This is a genomic window from Delftia sp. PE138 (assembly GCF_018320755.1).
Classification (GTDB): Bacteria; Pseudomonadota; Gammaproteobacteria; order Burkholderiales; family Burkholderiaceae_C; genus Comamonas; species Comamonas tsuruhatensis.
Genome location: NZ_JABEPN010000004.1, coordinates 143662 through 159377, shown reverse-complemented (window position 1 = coordinate 159377; position 15716 = coordinate 143662). Strand labels below are relative to the sequence as shown.

The following is a 15716-nucleotide window of genomic DNA, read 5'->3' as shown; positions in this document are numbered from 1 at the left end:
CGGCCGCACGGCCTTTGCAGTCAGGCCCGCACATACGGGTGATGCACCACGTCGAAGCCCTCCTGTGCGCAAGGCGCGACAAAGTAGCTGGTGATCAGGTCGAACTGCTCATCGCTGGCCTGAAAGGGATGATCCCCCGCCGCATTGCGCGCACGCAGGCGCTGCTTGCAGACCTCATCGGGCACATCCAGGAAATGCAGGCGGTGGGAGGCACCCACCCTCTCGAACACGCTGCGCGCCCAACCTCTGCCTTCCAGCGTGTTGGCAGGAAAGTCCAGCACCACTGAAACGCCGGCATCCAGCAGCGCCTGCACATGTGCCCCCATCAATTCCTTGAGCCGCGCGCTGCAGCGCACATAGTCGGCCACCGACTGCATCTCGCCAGGATACAAACCGGCCAGCCAGGAATCCTCGCTGACCAGCACCGTGCCGGGCTGCGCCGCCAGTTGCCGTGCCAGCGTCGACTTGCCCGAGCCGATCTTGCCGCAGACCATGTGCAGCGTGGCCGGCCGCGCAGCGCGGGAAACGGCCTGGGCGTCGTCCGCATGGCGGGACGGTTCGAAAACCTGCATATCCATCTCCTGAAAGGCTTGTGAAAACCCTGGAGGCGGAATGAAAAAACCCGCCTCCTCTGGGCGGGTTGCATGGCGCCGAAGGCCGCTGGCTAACCCACCATCCAATGGATGGTGCGAATAATCTGCGTTGCGTTCAGGCGGGCCATGGCGCACAGCATAGCGCAATCAGGGTGCCTCAATGGGCCACCATCCGAACCAGCCCCAGCCCCGCAAACAGCGCGGCAACGCCCAGCACCAGCGAACCCAGCGCATACAGCACGGAAGCGAGCCAGTCGCCGCGCTCGTACAGCATGCCGATCTCCAGCGCGTAGGTCGAAAACGTGGTGAAGCCGCCCAGAATGCCCGTGGTGATGAACAGCCTCGCACTCTGCGGCAGCGAAGTCTTGAGCGCAAACCACTCCACCACCACCCCCATCACGAAAGCGCCCAGCACATTGATCGCCAAGGTGCCCAGCGGATAGGCACTGCCCACCAGCCGCAGTGCAAGCAGGTTCGAACCATGCCGTAGCGCGGAGCCGAGGCCGCCGCCCACGAACACCAAAATGAAACCGTAGATACCCATGACCGTCCTTTCATCAAACAACCGGGACGGGCGCGCCGGGCAGGATCAAGACACGGCCCTGCCACCGGCAGGACACGCCCCACCAAGGCAGGAGCCATCAGCCCCTTGCAGGGCGGTTTCGGGAAGCTCCATTCCCATCGTGCAGCCAGTGCTGCGGTGGTCGAGTTTACTCCGGGCAAGCGAGCACAGGCAGCCATCCCCTGGCGGCAATACCGACCCTGCATCCCTTGCAGCGGCCTATTGGAATAACTTAATCTCAACCGATTCACCGTACCGGGATACCATCACTCCCATTCATTCACCGAGATGCATATGCGCCTATTGACTCTGACAATCGTTGCGACATTTCTGGCTTTACCTGCCGCCGCCCAGGTCTATCAATGCAAGGATGTTTCTGGAAAACTGATTTTTTCAGACAGCCCCTGCAGCAGCGACCAATCCGGCGCACTGATACAGCGCAAAAAATCGGACGATGAAATCTACCGCGAACGGGCCGAGGCCGCAGAGGCCAATGAGCGAAAGCAGCAGCGCCAGATGAACGAAATGCAGCAGCGCCAGATCGAGAGCCAGCAGCGCGTCATCGAACAGCAGGCCCGCAAAGCGAATGCTCCTGCACCGGAGCAGCTCGGCGCATCCTCCCAGTGCAAGGAGGCGCGCAAGGAGCTGGAATTCGTATCCAGCATTCGCACCCTTTCCCTGGATGAAAAACGGATACGCACCAATGCAGCAATCACCAGCGTCAATGCTGCATGCGGCTCCAATACGCCGCTGATGCAGGAACCACCGAAGCCGGTTTTCACACCGCGGGCGGCTCAGCCTGTTCCTCTATCCAGTTGCAAGGGTGCACTTTGCTACGACAGCAATGGCGGAATCTACAACCGCAACGGCCAATTCATCAGTGACAGTCAAGGGCGGAGCTGCCGAATACTGGGTGGAACCATGATTGAGTGCGACTGAGCGCGGTCCATCACACTCTCGGCCTTCACCGGCTTCGCCGGCAGGTGACAACCCCCAAGTCCCGTCCGACCAGGGGTCCGCAAGGCGTTGCAGGGTGTAATTCGCTGATACAGCTGCGCGGGCGACAGAGCGTGCCAGTGATCGGCTTCACCTGCCAGGGCTTGCTGGCATCTGCGCGGCTTGTGTAACCACGGCTGCGCGATCTGGCGCGGGCCGAAGCCTTCAGCCTCAAGCCCGGGGCTGGTTGAACGACAATGTGACCGTCGGGCCTCGGGGCCCTGGCTGCGCAAGCGTCACACAATAGTCAGGCAGGCCGGTTCAGGTAGGCGTTGATGATGCCCAGGGCAAAGCGCAAAAGCGGATCAGAACATTTGCCGACAACCTCTTGCGCGGCAACCCGGAGATAAATCAAAGGCTTATGAGAGATTCACAGGCAATGAACATCATCATTCTTGAAGAAGCCTTCTCCCTCTGATTGTCAGGATATTCTCCAAAAGCTACACCAGAACCTACACCGTATTCGGCGGGAAGCGGGTTCTGCTTCTGCTTATTCCTCAGCCTTTAAAGCGAGCAGCTGCTCGGAGGGAAGGAGGCCCTCTTCCTCAGGCTTCTCTGCCCCGCTCCGCAACGCTCCCAGCGGCGGCAGCTTGATCAGCGCGTCGGCCTGGGCGGCCGTGCCGTGCAGCCAGGCGTCCCAGTCCTGCTGCTCCAGCATTACTACGCCCCGCTTTTCCTTGCCGGGCCGGTGCATCAGCGAGAGCACTGGGTGCCCATCAGCAGGCTGCGTGATCATCGTGTAGTTCGGCACGACCTCGCCTGTCTGCGGGTCCGTCCACTCGCTGTACAGGCCCGCCAGCGCCGCCGGCTGCCCGTCCGCGCGCCGGAACGACCACCACACGTTGCGCGAGCCCAGCCCCCAATAGGGCTCTACCCAAGATTCGACCGGGATCAAACAGCGCTGGCCCGCGCGCCAGGCCGGCGCGAACGTCCAGGACTTTGCAATGGTCTCGCGCCGAGCGTTGTTGGTGGACATAGGCTTNCGTCCACTCGCTGTACAGGCCCGCCAGCGCCGCCGGCTGCCCGTCCGCGCGCCGGAACGACCACCACACGTTGCGCGAGCCCAGCCCCCAATAGGGCTCTACCCAAGATTCGACCGGGATCAAACAGCGCTGGCCCGCGCGCCAGGCCGGCGCGAACGTCCAGGACTTTGCAATGGTCTCGCGCCGAGCGTTGTTGGTGGACATAGGCTTGCCGTCGCTGGTCATCGGGCGCCGCGTCTTCGAGCTGCGAGGGATCATGCCCCACTGCCCGACCTCAATCTCGCCACCGGGCTTGATGTACGGCCCCAGGGCCAGCGGCGCGACGTGCGGCTTCCACCATGGCAGTGGCGCCTGCCGGCCGACCCGCCACATGCGCTCAACTTCGATCTCACGCGGGGTGTTATATCGATTGCACATAAGTGGATGCTAACTTTTCTCACCCAGCCAGATAACTGTATATTTATACAGTCATGAAAGTCAAAGTCACCATCCTCCGCACAGCAGGCGCACGCAGCTACCACCGTGGCCCGCTGCAGTACGTCAAGGGCGAGCTGGACCTGCTGCACGCACCCGTGCCTGGCGAGAAGCGGACCGTTCCCGTGCTGCGCATCCTCGGAGACGACGGCAAGAACCAACTGTTCGAGCCGCGGCTGATCTACGCGTGCGCGGGCAAGATGAAGTTCAGCGGGTTGGAACACTGTGACCACGCATGGCACGCGCAGGAGTGGTCCTGCGAGTTCGACTACTGATCCCACCCAGGAGGCTCACCATGTTGCTCACATACGAGGAATTCCCCACGTTGCTCACGATGCCGCGCTGGTTCGGCACGCCTGAAGTCAAAGTCATGCCGGGTAAGCCGGAGGACTATTTCATCGAACAGCTCCACCCTGATTGGTTTCTGGTTTACGACTCAGACGGTGACATGGTCTACAGCGGTGTCGGCCCCGTGTCCGTGCACCAGTCCAACGCTCCCTTCTGAGAGCCCACCATGCAAAACCCGATTGAGCGCGGCGTAATCGCCAAGGTGCGTGGTGAAGAGATGTCGGCAGCACAGCGCCTGCTGCCGCCGCCCACAAGAGACCAACCTCAGTACATCACCAGCGAGATCAACACCCTGCTTGCCGGGCGCGTGCGCATCACATTCGAGCTGCAGATTTATGGCCACGGGCGCCACCGCTTCTGGCATTGGGTCGGCAAGGGAGCGGTGCAACTGGAGCAGCCCGCTGGCTGAGCCACATGGACTCGATCATCTGGGGCGGCGTGCCGACAGTGCCGGGTTGGTACGCGGTCGTGGTGGACTATGGCTGCCTGCCCTTCCCTGCCGCTCGCCGCTGGACAGGGGTGCTCTGGGACGATGAGCGCGGCATCAGGGCATTCGACGGCCCACACCCCACTGCCGCCGAGGCGCTGGACTGGGCTATGGAGCGATGCCCGGAAGGGTGACGGCACAATGCCCGGATGAAATTAATCGCGCTATTGATCATCGCCGCAGCCCTGTTCTACGGAGCGTCTCGGATTTCCCACATACAGATCGGTGAGCGCGCTACAGGCGGCTACGACGGCGCATCAATGACGCCGCAGCAACGCGTCATCCAAGCCGAGAAAGAGGCCCGAGAGGCTGCTGAGGCCGCGCGGGCAGCGGCGATGCGGCAAGCCGAGTAAGACCAACAGTGGGGGCACAATGCCGCCCATGGCAATCGATCCCACAAACCCAAAGCACACCGTCCATCAGCGCATCGTCGCCGGCTTCATGGGCCACTGGAAAGCACACGGCAGCGACAAGTACCCGCAGCGGTTCAGGTTGCCGCCCGAGGAGCTCTACCACCTGGACTATGTGATGCATAAGGGCGAGCACCCGGGCCTGATGTGGGGCGTGCCACTCGAAGCTGACCCCGCGACGAAAGGCGAAATGGTCGCAATCGACGGAACGGTGGTCTCGATAGCGCCGGCTGACCCGGCGCCTGCGGCTTAGGAGCCTGCCGCCAGCTTGTCGCGCAGCCGGAAGCCCAGCAGCGGCCAGATCTTCTGCACTGCGTTCTCGCGCGCGATGCGGCGGCCGATGGCGGCGCACGCGCGGCGCGGTCTTTCCCTTGGCCTGGATCTCGGCTTCGATGGATTCGTCTGTCATTGGTGGCTCTCTGTGGTGATGCCGGCATCCGGCCGGCGTCGGGCCGTGACGGCTCAGAATGCGGCGATGCGCTCGCCCAGCACTTCGGAATAGGCCTGCATCGCAACGGCCTGTTTCTGCAGGCGATCCTGCTCGTCCTCCGGGAGGCCGGAGAAGATGGGGTTCGAGAAGAACGCCTGCAGCTTTGAGAGGCGGTCATCCAGTTCCGTCTGTTCCGCCAGCACACGCTGCTGGTGCGGCGGCACATCGCTGGCCGCCGGCTGGACCTGTGCAGGCGCCGGCTCGTAGGTCGCCTGGAAAATCTCCACCTTGCACGGGTAGATCTCGCCCCTCACCCCGGTGATCAACATGTCGTCGCGCCCCATCTTCATGGCGCCTTCCAGCGTCGGGATGATGTAGCAGTCGTCGTTCTCGTGCGTGACCGGGTGGCCGTTGTACTGGAACGACCAGGGCATGCCGTTGACGACGTTGCCGCCGGCGGCGATGCCGTGGGCAACGAGCTGGTCGAAGGTGATGGCGGTGATGACGACGGGCTTCTTGCGGAACTGGTTCATGGATTGCTTTCTGCGGTGGCGCCTGCGGCCGGCAGGCTCGGGGATGGGATCACGGGCCAGGCGGCGCCAAGGGTTTGGACATCAGCTGCGTGCCCTGCAGCCTTTGCTGCCATGTCCCCATACGCTGCGCGGCAGTCTTCAAATACGACCCCGAGGGCAGTGGCGTACTCAAGGACGGCAGCGGGGGGAGCGCTGGCAAGTCGGCGGGCGGCATCTGCGGATTGCTCGCGCAGGCTGTCAGAGACAGTGCGAAGCTGTTCAAGATCACGGCGCAGCAGCGCCTCGCGGTCACGTGCGGCATTGAGGGCTCCTTGGTATTTCTTGGTCATGGCTTGCTCGGCGCTGCGCACGCGGGCGTCGGCCGCGCGCTGTGCGGTGCTGACAGCCAGCTTTTCGCTCACAGCGGCAGCGCGGCCCTCGGCCAAGTCGGCACCCAGGCGAGCGCCCTGGTAGCTCCAAGCGAGGATCGCGGCCAGGCCTGCGGCGGCCAGATGGGTGATGGCACGCATGCTCATTGCTGCGCGTCCATGCATGCGGCGTGCCGCGCCTGTTGGCGAGTCCAGACGCCGCGGCAAACCTTGTTGCCGGGCGTGCTGCAGTCGTAGCGCCAGCGCTTCGGCCGGCCGGCCGCGTCCCATTGGTAGGCGCTGTAGCCCTGCAGCGGCTGAGCGCTGGTCATGTAGCGATAGGCCAAGTAGGCATTGCAGGCCCCGGCATAGTCTCCAGCTCGTGTGCGCACCAGCATCGAGGAGCCACGCCAGGCCCCGCAGCCGTACTGGCCCGCGAAGTCCACGGCCTGGGCAAACTCGACTTGGTGCACCAGCGTGTCGCCCAGCGAATCGCGCACACAGGCCCCGTACTGCTGCTCCAGCAGGTTCACGGCCAGGTCGCGGGCCCGCTCCCGGGAGATGGGCGGATCTGCCATGGTCACGCGCGTGCCGTCCTCGTAGCGCGTGGCGCCGTGGCCGATGGTGGGCACATCGCCGCGCACCGGGATGATCGGATCCGCGCTGAAGCCTTCTGCGGCAATCCAGGCCGCGAGAATGGCCGCGCCAATGCCCAGGCCTGCGGCTGGCATGCGGGCCGTGCTCATGGCGCGCCCCAGTCTGTTTCGGGCTCCGGCTTCAGGCCGGCCAACTGCGCGAGGCGCTGCCGCTGCTGGGCCCGTTGGTAGTCCTGGCGCCACTTCCAGACCAGATAGCCGGCCTGCAGCGCAATGAAGGCCAGGGACGCGACGACGAGCCAGTCGCTCAACGGCAGGCCCCAGACCTTGAACACCCCGGTCGCGGCAGCGCCCGGCGTGGCCTGCATGATGGCGCCGGCAATGTCCTGCCGCTGCTCTGCGCTCAGGTGCTGGTGGATGCCCATCAGCGCGAGCAGGGATATGAGGTATTTCTTCATAGCCCCGATGATTCCGGGGCCCTGCCGCGCTGGCGAACCCTACACGGGGGCCTACGCCCGCTGCGCGGCTGCCCAGACGAACAGCGAGTCCACCTGCTCTGCTGTCAGGCCCAGGACCTGAGCAACCGCCGCAACGGTCTCGCTGTCGCGCAGCCAGTCCTTGGCATCGTTGAGCACGGCATCCACCCGGTCCAGCAGCTCCCCGGCAGGCAGCGTCTCGCGCCACGCCAGCACACGCGCCAGCAGGTTGCCCTCGGGGCTGGCATCGTCAGGGGCCAGCACCACCAAGTCTCCCTGCTCCAGCACATGGCGTTTGAGCGCCAAGCGGCCGGCCCAGCGGGGCACCTCGTGCGTAGGGCTGGCCACATCATCAGGAGCCGGCTCAGGGGAAAGGCGCCAAGCCCCGGGATGCAGCTGCTCTGCAATCTCTGGGGTTGCAAGGATGCGGTCCACGGCTTTGCCCGCACCGTCCACGATTTCGATCACAGGCATCAGGACACTCCTAAATCTGTGATGAACTCGATGCAGGCGTAGCCATTCCCCCCGCGCGCGGACACGCTGGGCGACGTGCACGCTCCGCCGCCGCCTCCCAGCCCCCCCGGTCCACCGGCAGCACCACCCCCTCCGCCACCGCCGCCGTTGCCGCCTGAACCACCAGTACCTGATGTGCTCCCGGCGCCGCCACCACCGTTACCGCCGTTGCTTGTGCCGCCCCCACTACCCCCGTAAAAACTGATCAGCCAACCGCCATCGCTGGCGTCGACATTCGCTCCCGCATTCGTCGCAAGCAGACCCGTGGCATCTGCGCCATTGGGCATTGCACCGCCTCCTCTTGTTCCGGGAGATGGCCCTCCCGTGCCCCCTCCCCCGCTATATGCGCTGCTACCCGATGTTGTTGCATTGTTGCCAAGACGCAGGATGTCCACGCCAGCCCCGCCCGTTCGACCAGATGCAATGGCGCCGGGCTTCACGCATCCGGCCCCAATGTCCCAGCCGGCGGGTAGCGCCGCGCCGTCAGGTACGTTGGGCACTCCAGACGCAGAGTAGATGCCAGCCGGGCCACCGGGCAAGGTGTACGTAACGCCCTGCACGGTGATTGTGGTGTTGCCCCCTGCATTGCCGTTGCCAGTCGCAAGTACAGCGGCTCCACCCGCTCCGATGGTGACCGTCACAACGTCATTCTTCACAACGCGCAGCAGCTTCATTCCCCATGCGCCGGAATAGCCGCCGGTGCCAGCCGTGCCTGTGGAATTTGTGAGTGCGCCCGATCCACCTGCCGACATTGCACGCACAACAATGATGCCGTCTTGTGGCGCGGTCCAAACGCCGCTCTCGAAAAACGGCGTCTTCAGGCCAGGGCCCAAGATTCGCGCGGGTAGCACATCCCCCACTGGCAGCTCCCGCAGAGCGCCATTGATAAGGACGACAGGGCGACGTTGAGCCATGGCTTACGCGAGCACCACCGGGACGCCGGATTCGAAGTTGATGGCCGTGGCGCTGATGGCGATGCCCAGGCGCTGCACCACGTTGCCCGCCGCGCTGGGCGCGGTGGCGCCAGCCATGCCGGCCGTAGTCTGCAGGAACACGGGGCCTGCCGTCTGACCAGACACCTGGGTGTTGGTGCCCTCGAAATACACCGTAGCGTTCGCTCCGCTGGTCACTGCGGCCAGCACAAAGCCGTGGGCCTCCTTGCCGGCCACCGTGCCATCGGCCTTGCGGACCTTCGCGCCGGTGCTGTTCCAGATGTTCACGAAGTCGCCTGCTGCGAGAGCCTCGCTGGAGGCAATGACAGCTGTGTCAGCACCCATGCCAACCGGCATCATGCTCATGTCCAAGCGCCCGGAATCGTCCAGGGAGACGATATCGCCAGCATTTGCGGCGCCTGTGGATGCCTGCACGCCAAACACCTCGGTGATGGCGTTGCCGACGAAGCGGAGAAGTTTCTTTGCAGCCATGGTGGCCTCCTATTCAAGCAAGGGTGATGGGTGGGTTGATGTCGATGAGGATGCGGGTGGCGGACAGCGCCTGGCCGATGACCTGGGCGAATAGCGCGCCAGCAGGCGGGGCCTGGGCCAGTTGGCCGGCCAGCCCGACCAGCACCGGGCCTGGCGCCCAGGTCCAGCCGCTGTGTTCCAGCACAAAGCCGGTCTGCACTACAGCGTCGTCGCCGGGGCTGTATGCGTCGGCCACCACGCCGAGGACGGCGCCACGGTGCGCGGGATTGGTCGCGTCGGCCGCGATGAGCTCGCCCAGGGCGTTGCAGGCCACCACGCTGTGGCCGCTGATCGGCAGCGGGCCAACCTTGACCGTGATGGCGTCGCCGGCTGGGCCTGCTGGGCCGCGCTTGCCCTCGGGGCCGGGGATGCCTCGGGTAACCACGACCTGTGGCGGCGCCGGCTGCTGAACCACATGGGTTTTGCCGCCCTCGCGCGTCACCACGACAGAGGTCTGCCGCTCGATGACGGCGGCCGAGGGTTCAGAAGAGATGACGGTGGTCACCGGGTGCTCTCCGGGTACAGGGCGAAGCGCAACTCGTACTGCCGTTCCACGTCACCATTCGGGCGCGTGATCTCGATCTGGCCGATGCAGGAGGTCCAGCCGGGCGCAACAGGGCCGTACACAAAGACTGCGGTCTGCTCTGCCGTCATCAGCAGGCGCAGCCAGGGGCCGTCCAGCTCAATCCCGCCGTTGGCCGTGCTCAGCTCCAGCAGCACCTCCGGGTCATCGATCTCGCGCCGCAGCTGCATGCGGGCTGTGCAGCCGGTGTAGTCCTCTGGCACCTTGTCGGCATCGGGCACCGGCTCGCCGCTCCAGGCCTTCACCAAACCATCGCATTCCTCGCGCACCGGGTAGGCCACGCTGTAGCGCTCCAGGGCGGTACGGAACGTCGCGCCCTGGTAAATGGTGAAGTCGAGGCAGGCCGGGGTTGTCATGCCCCGCAGTTTCCCGGCGGGCGCGCTCGGGGGCGAACCCTAGCCGGGGGCGCGGTCAGCCGTCGCTGCTCTTGATGGCCACGGAGTTCAGCCCGGCCATGGCCTGACCCGCCACTTGGCTGTGTGTGTTGGCGTTGGCAGCGGCCAGTTGCGTGATGGCGGCCTGCATGCTCTGCATGCTCGACTGCTGCACGGTCTGGGCGCGCATGCGTGCATCGGCGTAACTCACGTTCACATCCGCCTTGGAGCGGTAGAAGGTGGCGGCCATCTGTGCATAGCTGACGGCGGCGGCCGTGCTGGCCTGGTAGGCCATGAGCTTCTGGCGATCACCTTCGAGTTGCGTGCGCGCCAACTCGCCACGTGCAGCCACGATCTGCCCGTACTCGCGCAGTGCCATCTCATGCACCCGGGCCCGGGAGTCGTTGGTGATCGCGGCGGCACGCACGACCTCAACCTTGGCGTCGATGCCGGCGCGATAGGTCTGGATGGCCTGGCCGTCTGCCCGAACCTGGGCGTCGTACACGCGCACCTGCAGTTCCTGGCCTTCCAGGGCAGCGCGGTAGCCTGTCCACTCGGTAGCCTTGGACTGGACCTCGGTGGCGCGCGTCTGCACCTGGGCCTGGAACAGTTCCAGCTTGAGCTTCTCCAGCCCGGCGCGGCTGACGATGGCATCGATGCGGGCCCGATAGACGTTCGCCAGGGACTGCAGCGACTCCATGCGGGCGCGGTAAACGTTGACCTTGGCCATGTCCACCTGGGTCAGCGCCTGCAGCGCATCGACCTCGGCCTTGTACAGGTCGATGGCCGCCATCGCGCCCTTGAGCCGCACCTCGTACAGCGCGACCTGCGCACGCCAGGCTTCCAGCTTGGCGCCGAAGGCCTTGACAGCAATGTTGTAGGTCTCGACCACCATGCCGACCACAGCCTTGGCATGCTCCAGCGCCTGCCCGTTGATTTGCACCAGGTTGCCGTGGTAGCTGAGCATTGCAGCGAGCACGGACTGGCGCAGGTTCAGCGAGGTGCTGATGGCGAACTGCAGGTTGGCCTGCTCCATCTCCGCCTGCTTCACCACCAATTCGACATTGGCGCGTGCAAGGTTGTCGGCGGCCGCCTGGCGCGCCTTTGCAGCCGCCGACATCAGCGCGCCCGGCGGCAGGGTATAGCCGCGGTCTGCGGCGTCGGCCCAGGCCGCATCACGCACGCGCCGATACTCGCCCAGGTGGCGATCCTTGGCCCGCTCGATCACCGCGCGCTCAGCATCGCCGCTGAAGCCAGAGCCGCCAGCCATCAGTTGGGAGAGACGCAGCTCCATCGTCTCCATGCTGGAGTGGTAGCGCGGGCAGTACCTGGCCAGCATGGCGTCTAGCTGGCCGTCCAGCACCGACATCATCGCGGCACTGGCACCACGCTGTGTGGTCTCCAACTGCACCGCCAGATCCGTGGGCGCCTCGGCGTCAAACACGGGCGCTGCAGCATCGAACACCGGCAGCACGATGGTGGGCTTGTCAGGTGCTGCCCGGTCCTGGATCTGCGGCTCGGGTATCAGTGGGTTGATGAGCTGGTCAGGCGGGTCCGGGAACTCATAGCTCGTGTTGATCGAGGGCGCAGAGATGGAGAAGTCTGCCAGGGCAGACGGCGCAGAGGGCATCACGATGGTCGGCACCACCGCCGTGGCGACCGGCAGCCCGCTGATATCGATGGGACCGATGTCCTGGAACTGCGGCGCGGCGCCCGGGGCCGGGGGCAGCTGGAAATCAACGCCGGCAAACTCGGGGACGGGCTGGAGCACCGGTGGCTCCAGCGGCTGGTCGATGGGGTCCAACTGCGGGTCAGGCTGCAGGTAGCCGATGCCCGTGATCATGTTGCTCACGTCCTGCAGCGCCTGGCGCGAGTCCGCCAGCACTTCGGCCGCAAAGCCCCGCTGGTCGTCGATGATTTCCTCTACCGATGCCATGGTCAGATCCTCCGTGTCTTGTTCACGACCTCGGCTTCGAGGTCATCAATGGTCAGCGCGCCGCGGCCGGACAACTCCAGTGCGTAGTACCTGGCATCCAGCCCCCTGCCGAACTTCTGGCGGTAGTTCTGGGCGCTGGCGCCGCGCGGGGTGTCGTAGGGATAGCGCTCCTGGCACCGCTCGCCAGCAACCACCACAAAGCGGCTGCAGGGCGGCATGCGGCCGCCGACGTAGCAGCTGATCCAGGCCTTGCGCTGCGCGCTGCCGAAGTCCGTTGTGCCGGTGTGCAGATGCCAGGCGATGGGCTGGCCGGCGTCCGTGTCGCCGCCGAGGAAGTACAGCCCGTCTGCGGCCATGGCCACATAGCGGCCGCGCCAGCGCACGATCCGCGTAAACGGGAAAGCCGTGTAGCGCGTGACCTCGTTGCCGCCGGTCTCCAGGCTGGTGCGCAGGTTGATCGCGTATGCCTCGTGCACCATTGGCACCTCGGCCGTGGCCATCAGCAAGGCACGCGCGACCGGCGCAACGAGCACGATGTCGGCCCAGCCGCCAGCAATCGCCGCGGGCGCCACCAGGTCAAAGCTGGCCGTGGCCTCGCCATCGGCTTCCAGTTGCACCACGGGCATGGGGCACACCAGCTGGATCTGCGCCAGCCCTTCGGTGGTGGCCTCCAGGCTCACAACGGCGGCCGGGGCCAGCAACTCGATGCGGGCGCCTCCCACGAAATCAACGCGCGCCGCCGGCGCCATGAGCGCGATCTGCGCCAAGCCCTCCACCGTCGCTTCGAGCAGGACCTGCGGCACGGGGCAAACCAGCTCAATACGCGCGAGTTCGCTGACCGTGGCCTGCAGGCTCATGACGGGAGTCGGCGCGACAAGCTGCACCTGGGCGCCGCCCTCAAGCGCTGCCACAGCGGCAGGCGCCACCAGCTCAATGCGGTTCGAGGCATCCGATCCTGTCAGCGCCACGCGCGCGGCAGGCGCCACCAGCTCGACACGCACCCCAGCATGAAACTCGGCCCGCGCCATTGGTGCGATCAGGTCGAACCGCGCGAGCCCTTCGACCGTGGCCATCATCTCCAGCACCGGGGTGGGGCAAACGAGCTCGATCTCGTTCAGGATCTCTTCTGCGTAATCCGACGCAAAAGCGGCACGGTGCCAGTCCTCAGTGACGGCCATGCCCTGCCAGAGTCCAGGGACCAGCGGCAAAAGGACGGCCACCCGTGCTGGCCGCGGAAAGTCGCCCACTTCATCAGGTGCGTCCCAATGACACCAAACCATGTATTCGGTAGAAGGGTCCGGGATCAGTCCGCCAAGATCGTACTGGTCTGGGTCCGCCTGCAACGCAGCGCCCGTTTCGTTGGTCTTGTAGTAGAAGGACCGCACGCGCTCGGGCGGCAGCATGATGTGCCGGAGCGCTACGGGATCAAGGTCGTAGTACCCCTCGTAAGCCGGATTGTTGATGTCCGGCTCTGGACGATATCCAAATCGCAGGCCCAGGTAATCCTGCTGGGATGCCTTGTAGAGCGCCACACCCAAGTAGACAGTGGAGCCGTCGGCATACACCTCATAGACATGCACCTGGGCCTGCCAGGTTTCCGGGTCACCCGGGGGCGAGTAATAGCTCTCTGCGCGACTGAGGTACGCGTATCCGGCAAGTTCGGCCATGGTTGTGCTCAGAGAAGGTGTACGGGATCGAGCCGGAAACCGGCCTCGTCGCCCAGCGTGAATTTGTCGGGACCGGGAGTGATGACCTTGCCCTTGCGCCGCATGGCAATCAGCGGTTCGCGGTCAGGCGTCCCGGTCAGGGCCAGTTCGTCATAGAACGTCGAAAGAGGCGGTTCGCGGTGCACCGCGCCTGCTGGCGAACAGCAAATCACGAACTCGCCGGGCCGGCGCACCGCGATGCTGCGGTAGTGCATCGTGTCCGTGCTCATGCTCGGTGGCGGCAGCCTCACATGCCCTGTGAAAATGTCGCGCCCAAACAGATCATCCTGGCACCGCGCCTGCACCCTCACGGAATACGGCACGAGGTCGGTTCCGTTGAAAGGCTGCGTGTATTGCGCCGTCACTGCCGCCAGTGCATTCCAGCGCCCATCGATGTCTCTCAGGCTCACCGTTTGCCGGCTGGAGCTTGATGACTCAGTCGTGCTCACCGTAGCAGGTGGGGGGTTTGGCGCGGGATACGCCTGGGAATATGTGTACGCCCATTGGCGAGTCCGAGTCACATCGTTGAAGTCGCTGGCAAGTTCAAGCGACATCAGTGCCTGCCCGTTGACCGTGATGGTCTCGGTGGTCTTGCTTGTGGAGCCGGCGCTGTAGACGTTGCTGAAAGATCCACTGCCGGTGTAATGCTCCACCGCCGGAAACACGCCGCCGTTGTAATAGTGCGTGTACTGGAATTGGCTCTTTTCCACTTCCTCGGCATAGCTCAGCGATTCGGAAAAGCGGACGCGTTCAACCAGCAGTTCCGTCCCATCAGGGGCCATATCCAGCCCCAGGATGTGAACGACACGCTCGGTGGTTCGCGTGCGCGAGTACCCCGACGAGCTGCTGTTGGACCGCGCGAAGGTGTTGAATTCGTCTATCGGGTAGTTCTCGGCATCGTGGAAGTCGTTGGCCAAGCTCCCTGGAAAGTAGGATGAATCGGCAGGGTTGTGCCATTGCTCGTTGACGCTGGTGAAGGGCTCGTCGGGTGTGGAGACCAGCAGCCCCAATTCAAACTGGGCACCCAAATCACCATTGCCGTCACGCGCCAGCGTGCCACGCAACGCATATCGAGGTTTCCCGAAACTGAACACCTCCACGCCGCCCACGACTTCGCGTGTCAGCGTCTCCAGCATCGTGATGCAGTGAGTGCCGGTCCCGTCAAAGAAGATCGGCTGTGTGATCGCCAGCTCCATGTCGGCGGGCACTTCCCAGCGTGCGAACTCTTCGGTGTGCGCCAGGCCGTCGTCGTCCTTGATCTTGGGGTCCACACGATAGAGCACCACCTGCTGATCCCCGATGGTGCCGCTGGCCCCGGCCTCGTAGGCAGCGTGAACCAAATACTTCGCCGTGCTGCCCTGGGGCAGCGAGGCCTTGAAGATGGCGCAACCGCTCAGTTCACGGGCCACCTTGATGCGTGCACCGTTGCGGAAGATCTCCGCCTTGGCGCCGCCGCCCACATGCTGGGCTCCCGTGACTGCATACCGGAAGCCGTTGCCGTGGTCATAGGTCAGCACATCCTTGTGGTCGTCGCTGATCCAGTCGTGCGGCCCCGCCTGCAGGTCCACGTTTTCCTTGCGGCGCAGCCCTTTGTCCGAGGCATTCAGGGTCATGGCGCACAAGGGCGAGATCTCCTGGCTATCCTTCTGGTGCACGCCCAGGCCATGGTCCAGGCTCGTCGGCCAGACCAGATAGTCCCAGCGCCCGCCCTGGATCTCGATCCATGCGTCATCGCCAGCGATGGTCACGCGCACCAGCATATCCAGCAGCTCGTAGCGCTGGGTGATGTGACGGAACCCCGCCGCCCGCAGCGTGCGAACGCGGCCGCGCGCGAAGGGCAGCAGCTTGGCCTCCTCGGCGCCGCCCAGCAGCAGGTGTTCGCGCTCCGTGCCCATGGCCTGGCCCC

The 15716-nt window shown here is 65.0% G+C and carries 21 protein-coding genes, 1 pseudogene and 1 riboswitch; of the genes and pseudogenes, 6 read left to right on the top strand and 16 right to left on the bottom strand.

What is annotated here, in order from left to right; all coding sequences use genetic code 11:
- Window positions 1-20: 20 nt before the first annotated feature.
- Together HFGMBDPB_RS15740 and crcB are read right to left on the bottom strand one after the other, a co-directional pair.
- Window positions 21-572 (bottom strand): P-loop nucleotide/nucleoside kinase family protein, encoded by a 552-nt coding sequence (locus HFGMBDPB_RS15740; protein ID WP_203399450.1) that lies wholly within the window; start codon window positions 570-572, stop codon window positions 21-23.
- 178 nt (window positions 573-750) lie between these two features.
- The gene (gene crcB / locus HFGMBDPB_RS15735; protein ID WP_016445889.1) at window positions 751-1137 is read right to left on the bottom strand and encodes a fluoride efflux transporter CrcB; all 387 of its coding nucleotides are present in this window, start codon (window positions 1135-1137) and stop codon (window positions 751-753) included.
- An 81-nt stretch (window positions 1138-1218) separates the two neighbouring features.
- Window positions 1219-1282, bottom strand: a riboswitch (Fluoride riboswitch).
- Window positions 1283-1449: 167 nt separating this feature from the next.
- On the opposite strand from crcB, the gene HFGMBDPB_RS15730 reads away from it, so the two are divergent.
- Entirely contained in the window at window positions 1450-2094 is a 645-nt protein-coding gene (locus HFGMBDPB_RS15730) for a DUF4124 domain-containing protein (RefSeq protein ID WP_046985144.1), read from the top strand.
- Between the two features lie 547 nt (window positions 2095-2641).
- Here HFGMBDPB_RS15730 and HFGMBDPB_RS15725 read toward each other — a convergent pair.
- Together HFGMBDPB_RS15725 and HFGMBDPB_RS30045 are read right to left on the bottom strand one after the other, a co-directional pair.
- A complete protein-coding gene (locus HFGMBDPB_RS15725) occupies window positions 2642-3127 on the bottom strand; it encodes an SOS response-associated peptidase family protein (protein WP_212645752.1) in 486 nt (161 codons plus the stop codon).
- A 217-nt stretch (window positions 3128-3344) separates the two neighbouring features.
- Window positions 3345-3551: pseudogene (locus tag HFGMBDPB_RS30045) on the bottom strand (DUF159 family protein); the annotation flags it as partial.
- Window positions 3552-3604: 53 nt separating this feature from the next.
- On the opposite strand from HFGMBDPB_RS30045, the gene HFGMBDPB_RS15715 reads away from it, so the two are divergent.
- The 5 genes from HFGMBDPB_RS15715 to HFGMBDPB_RS15695 all read left to right on the top strand — a co-directional run bounded on the left by HFGMBDPB_RS15715 (window position 3605) and on the right by HFGMBDPB_RS15695 (window position 5106).
- Complete coding sequence (locus tag HFGMBDPB_RS15715; protein ID WP_212645751.1) at window positions 3605-3883, top strand: hypothetical protein; 279 nt, start codon at window positions 3605-3607, stop codon at window positions 3881-3883.
- Window positions 3884-3903: 20 nt separating this feature from the next.
- Complete coding sequence (locus tag HFGMBDPB_RS15710; RefSeq protein ID WP_017406858.1) at window positions 3904-4113, top strand: hypothetical protein; 210 nt, start codon at window positions 3904-3906, stop codon at window positions 4111-4113.
- Window positions 4114-4122: 9 nt separating this feature from the next.
- Window positions 4123-4365, top strand: a complete 243-nt coding sequence (locus HFGMBDPB_RS15705; RefSeq protein ID WP_212645750.1) for a hypothetical protein — start codon at window positions 4123-4125, stop codon at window positions 4363-4365.
- Window positions 4366-4370: 5 nt separating this feature from the next.
- On the top strand, window positions 4371-4577 hold the full coding sequence (locus HFGMBDPB_RS15700; RefSeq protein WP_212645749.1) for a hypothetical protein: 207 nt from the start codon (window positions 4371-4373) through the stop codon (window positions 4575-4577).
- 247 nt (window positions 4578-4824) lie between these two features.
- Window positions 4825-5106 (top strand): hypothetical protein, encoded by a 282-nt coding sequence (locus HFGMBDPB_RS15695; protein ID WP_212645748.1) that lies wholly within the window; start codon window positions 4825-4827, stop codon window positions 5104-5106.
- Here HFGMBDPB_RS15695 and HFGMBDPB_RS29725 read toward each other — a convergent pair.
- From HFGMBDPB_RS29725 to HFGMBDPB_RS15635, 12 genes are all read right to left on the bottom strand, one after another.
- Window positions 5103-5195 carry a Gp49 family protein gene (locus tag HFGMBDPB_RS29725; RefSeq protein WP_349305379.1) on the bottom strand — a complete coding sequence of 31 codons (93 nt, stop codon included), beginning with the start codon at window positions 5193-5195 and terminating at the stop codon, window positions 5103-5105. The two genes, HFGMBDPB_RS15695 and HFGMBDPB_RS29725, sit on opposite strands and share 4 nt — an antisense overlap.
- Window positions 5196-5315: 120 nt before the next feature.
- The gene (locus tag HFGMBDPB_RS29720) at window positions 5316-5816 is read right to left on the bottom strand and encodes a crAss001_48 related protein (RefSeq protein WP_249343456.1); all 501 of its coding nucleotides are present in this window, start codon (window positions 5814-5816) and stop codon (window positions 5316-5318) included.
- Window positions 5813-6325, bottom strand: a complete 513-nt coding sequence (locus tag HFGMBDPB_RS15680; protein ID WP_349305374.1) for a hypothetical protein — start codon at window positions 6323-6325, stop codon at window positions 5813-5815. Before HFGMBDPB_RS15680 ends, HFGMBDPB_RS29720 begins: the two co-directional genes overlap by 4 nt.
- 2 nt (window positions 6326-6327) lie before the next feature.
- Window positions 6328-6909 (bottom strand): glycoside hydrolase family protein, encoded by a 582-nt coding sequence (locus tag HFGMBDPB_RS15675; RefSeq protein WP_212645746.1) that lies wholly within the window; start codon window positions 6907-6909, stop codon window positions 6328-6330.
- The gene (locus HFGMBDPB_RS15670; RefSeq protein ID WP_212645745.1) at window positions 6906-7217 is read right to left on the bottom strand and encodes a phage holin family protein; all 312 of its coding nucleotides are present in this window, start codon (window positions 7215-7217) and stop codon (window positions 6906-6908) included. The genes HFGMBDPB_RS15675 and HFGMBDPB_RS15670 overlap by 4 nt, the downstream gene beginning before the upstream one ends.
- A gap of 51 nt (window positions 7218-7268) precedes the next feature.
- Complete coding sequence (locus tag HFGMBDPB_RS15665) at window positions 7269-7709, bottom strand: hypothetical protein (RefSeq protein WP_244160564.1); 441 nt, start codon at window positions 7707-7709, stop codon at window positions 7269-7271.
- Window positions 7710-8665: 956 nt separating this feature from the next.
- On the bottom strand, window positions 8666-9172 hold the full coding sequence (locus tag HFGMBDPB_RS15660) for a hypothetical protein (protein WP_074923685.1): 507 nt from the start codon (window positions 9170-9172) through the stop codon (window positions 8666-8668).
- Between the two features lie 13 nt (window positions 9173-9185).
- Complete coding sequence (locus HFGMBDPB_RS15655) at window positions 9186-9716, bottom strand: hypothetical protein (RefSeq protein WP_212645744.1); 531 nt, start codon at window positions 9714-9716, stop codon at window positions 9186-9188.
- Window positions 9713-10150 carry a hypothetical protein gene (locus tag HFGMBDPB_RS15650; protein ID WP_212645743.1) on the bottom strand — a complete coding sequence of 146 codons (438 nt, stop codon included), beginning with the start codon at window positions 10148-10150 and terminating at the stop codon, window positions 9713-9715. The genes HFGMBDPB_RS15655 and HFGMBDPB_RS15650 overlap by 4 nt, the downstream gene beginning before the upstream one ends.
- A 55-nt stretch (window positions 10151-10205) precedes the next feature.
- Window positions 10206-12104: a hypothetical protein gene (locus HFGMBDPB_RS15645; protein ID WP_212645742.1), complete on the bottom strand. Its 1899-nt coding sequence runs from the start codon at window positions 12102-12104 to the stop codon at window positions 10206-10208.
- Window positions 12105-12106: 2 nt separating this feature from the next.
- On the bottom strand, window positions 12107-13771 hold the full coding sequence (locus HFGMBDPB_RS15640; protein WP_212645741.1) for a hypothetical protein: 1665 nt from the start codon (window positions 13769-13771) through the stop codon (window positions 12107-12109).
- Window positions 13772-13779: 8 nt separating this feature from the next.
- Complete coding sequence (locus HFGMBDPB_RS15635) at window positions 13780-15705, bottom strand: hypothetical protein (RefSeq protein ID WP_212645740.1); 1926 nt, start codon at window positions 15703-15705, stop codon at window positions 13780-13782.
- Between the last annotated feature and the right edge of the window lie 11 nt (window positions 15706-15716).

Bases quoted from the DNA above. Each gene is read 5' to 3' on its own strand.
- HFGMBDPB_RS15740 (WP_203399450.1), bottom strand. From the start codon at position 572: ATGCAGGTTTTCGAACCGTCCCGCCATGCGGACGACGCCCAGGCCGTT.
- crcB (WP_016445889.1), bottom strand. From the start codon at position 1,137: ATGGGTATCTACGGTTTCATTTTGGTGTTCGTGGGCGGCGGCCTCGGC.
- HFGMBDPB_RS15730 (WP_046985144.1), top strand. From the start codon at position 1,450: ATGCGCCTATTGACTCTGACAATCGTTGCGACATTTCTGGCTTTACCT.
- HFGMBDPB_RS15725 (WP_212645752.1), bottom strand. From the start codon at position 3,127: ATGTCCACCAACAACGCTCGGCGCGAGACCATTGCAAAGTCCTGGACG.
- HFGMBDPB_RS15715 (WP_212645751.1), top strand. From the start codon at position 3,605: ATGAAAGTCAAAGTCACCATCCTCCGCACAGCAGGCGCACGCAGCTAC.
- HFGMBDPB_RS15710 (WP_017406858.1), top strand. From the start codon at position 3,904: ATGTTGCTCACATACGAGGAATTCCCCACGTTGCTCACGATGCCGCGC.
- HFGMBDPB_RS15705 (WP_212645750.1), top strand. From the start codon at position 4,123: ATGCAAAACCCGATTGAGCGCGGCGTAATCGCCAAGGTGCGTGGTGAA.
- HFGMBDPB_RS15700 (WP_212645749.1), top strand. From the start codon at position 4,371: ATGGACTCGATCATCTGGGGCGGCGTGCCGACAGTGCCGGGTTGGTAC.
- HFGMBDPB_RS15695 (WP_212645748.1), top strand. From the start codon at position 4,825: ATGGCAATCGATCCCACAAACCCAAAGCACACCGTCCATCAGCGCATC.
- HFGMBDPB_RS29720 (WP_249343456.1), bottom strand. From the start codon at position 5,816: ATGAACCAGTTCCGCAAGAAGCCCGTCGTCATCACCGCCATCACCTTC.
- HFGMBDPB_RS15680 (WP_349305374.1), bottom strand. From the start codon at position 6,325: ATGCGTGCCATCACCCATCTGGCCGCCGCAGGCCTGGCCGCGATCCTC.
- HFGMBDPB_RS15675 (WP_212645746.1), bottom strand. From the start codon at position 6,909: ATGAGCACGGCCCGCATGCCAGCCGCAGGCCTGGGCATTGGCGCGGCC.
- HFGMBDPB_RS15670 (WP_212645745.1), bottom strand. From the start codon at position 7,217: ATGAAGAAATACCTCATATCCCTGCTCGCGCTGATGGGCATCCACCAG.
- HFGMBDPB_RS15665 (WP_244160564.1), bottom strand. From the start codon at position 7,709: ATGCCTGTGATCGAAATCGTGGACGGTGCGGGCAAAGCCGTGGACCGC.
- HFGMBDPB_RS15660 (WP_074923685.1), bottom strand. From the start codon at position 9,172: ATGGCTGCAAAGAAACTTCTCCGCTTCGTCGGCAACGCCATCACCGAG.
- HFGMBDPB_RS15650 (WP_212645743.1), bottom strand. From the start codon at position 10,150: ATGACAACCCCGGCCTGCCTCGACTTCACCATTTACCAGGGCGCGACG.
- HFGMBDPB_RS15645 (WP_212645742.1), bottom strand. From the start codon at position 12,104: ATGGCATCGGTAGAGGAAATCATCGACGACCAGCGGGGCTTTGCGGCC.
- HFGMBDPB_RS15640 (WP_212645741.1), bottom strand. From the start codon at position 13,771: ATGGCCGAACTTGCCGGATACGCGTACCTCAGTCGCGCAGAGAGCTAT.
- HFGMBDPB_RS15635 (WP_212645740.1), bottom strand. From the start codon at position 15,705: ATGGGCACGGAGCGCGAACACCTGCTGCTGGGCGGCGCCGAGGAGGCC.